This window comes from Acidobacteriota bacterium (genome assembly GCA_033549365.1).
Lineage (GTDB): Bacteria > Acidobacteriota > Aminicenantia > Aminicenantales > Saccharicenantaceae > JAWSUF01.
In genome coordinates this window covers 1-2,083 of sequence record JAWSUF010000039.1, presented here as the reverse complement: position 1 = coordinate 2,083, position 2,083 = coordinate 1, and the positions used below count along the sequence as shown (strand labels likewise).

The following is a 2,083-nucleotide window of genomic DNA, read 5'->3' as shown; positions in this document are numbered from 1 at the left end:
CGTAGAATACCCCTTCCTCGCAGGGCGTCGGCGAGACCGCCGCTTCATCGGAAGCCGGGCACGACGGCAACAGCGAGACGCTCCCCTCTCTTCGAGAGTCTGGAGCCGCTCTTTAACAATCGATCAGGTAATTCATGTGGGCGCTTGTCGGGATGTCGGTGACCAGTCACTGAAACATTCAAGGCAAGCGACTCGTCAAAGAGACGTTTGAACCTTGAGCCAGGTTTGGTTTCACCTTAGGAACTATCAGACTTTAAACTGAAGAGTTTGATCATGGCTCAGATTGAACGCTGGCGGCAGGCCTAACACATGCAAGTCGAGCGGAAACGATGGAGCTTGCTCCAGGCGTCGAGCGGCGGACGGGTGAGTAATGCATAGGAATCTGCCCGGTAGTGGGGGATAACCTGGGGAAACCCAGGCTAATACCGCATACGTCCTACGGGAGAAAGCAGGGGCTCTTCGGACCTTGCGCTATCGGATGAGCCTATGTCGGATTAGCTTGTTGGTGAGGTAATGGCTCACCAAGGCGACGATCCGTAGCTGGTCTGAGAGGATGATCAGCCACATCGGGACTGAGACACGGCCCGAACTCCTACGGGAGGCAGCAGTGGGGAATATTGGACAATGGGCGCAAGCCTGATCCAGCCATGCCGCGTGTGTGAAGAAGGCTTTCGGGTTGTAAAGCACTTTCAGTGAGGAAGAAGGCCTTGGGGCTAATACCCCCGAGGAAGGACATCACTCACAGAAGAAGCACCGGCTAACTCCGTGCCAGCAGCCGCGGTAATACGGAGGGTGCGAGCGTTAATCGGAATTACTGGGCGTAAAGCGCGCGTAGGCGGCGTGATAAGCCGGTTGTGAAAGCCCCGGGCTCAACCTGGGAACGGCATCCGGAACTGTCAGGCTAGAGTGCAGGAGAGGAAGGTAGAATTCCCGGTGTAGCGGTGAAATGCGTAGAGATCGGGAGGAATACCAGTGGCGAAGGCGGCCTTCTGGACTGACACTGACGCTGAGGTGCGAAAGCGTGGGTAGCAAACAGGATTAGATACCCTGGTAGTCCACGCCGTAAACGATGTCGACTAGCCGTTGGGGTCCTAGAGACCTTTGTGGCGCAGTTAACGCGATAAGTCGACCGCCTGGGGAGTACGGCCGCAAGGTTAAAACTCAAATGAATTGACGGGGGCCCGCACAAGCGGTGGAGCATGTGGTTTAATTCGATGCAACGCGAAGAACCTTACCTACCCTTGACATCGTGCGAACTTGGTAGAGATACCTTGGTGCCTTCGGGAACGCACAGACAGGTGCTGCATGGCTGTCGTCAGCTCGTGTTGTGAAATGTTGGGTTAAGTCCCGTAACGAGCGCAACCCTTGTCCCTAGTTGCCAGCGATTCGGTCGGGAACTCTAGGGAGACTGCCGGTGACAAACCGGAGGAAGGTGGGGACGACGTCAAGTCATCATGGCCCTTACGGGTAGGGCTACACACGTGCTACAATGGCCGGTACAAAGGGTTGCGAAGCCGCGAGGTGGAGCTAATCCCGAAAAGCCGGTCTCAGTCCGGATTGGAGTCTGCAACTCGACTCCGTGAAGTCGGAATCGCTAGTAATCGTGAATCAGAATGTCACGGTGAATACGTTCCCGGGCCTTGTACACACCGCCCGTCACACCATGGGAGTGGACTGCACCAGAAGTGGTTAGCCTAACTTCGGAGGGCGATCACCACGGTGTGGTTCATGACTGGGGTGAAGTCGTAACAAGGTAGCCGTAGGGGAACCTGCGGCTGGATCACCTCCTTAAACGACCAGTCCCGACACCCGGCAAGTGTCCACAATGAATTACCTGATCGAGCGAGCAAAGACTGTTTGGGTATAGGCCCAGCGTGACCAATGGGTCTGTAGCTCAGTTGGTTAGAGCGCACCCCTGATAAGGGTGAGGTCGGCAGTTCAAGTCTGCCCAGACCCACCAATTTTATCCAGTACCGCGTTGCTTCGGTCCTCGTGTAGCAGGCTACACGTCGCACCAAAGCGCCTTGTCCTGAATAAAATTCCCATGTCACGTGATGGGGTTCAGAGGGGCCTTAGCTCAGCT

The 2,083-nt window shown here is 55.9% G+C and carries 1 tRNA gene and 1 rRNA gene; both read left to right on the top strand.

Annotation, left to right across the window (positions count from 1 at the left end):
* Window positions 1-255 precede the first annotated feature (255 nt).
* A 16S ribosomal RNA gene (locus tag SCM96_15900) occupies window positions 256-1,791 on the top strand.
* Between the two features lie 92 nt (window positions 1,792-1,883).
* Window positions 1,884-1,960: transfer RNA gene (locus tag SCM96_15895), tRNA-Ile, on the top strand.
* The last annotated feature ends 123 nt before the right edge of the window (window positions 1,961-2,083 follow it).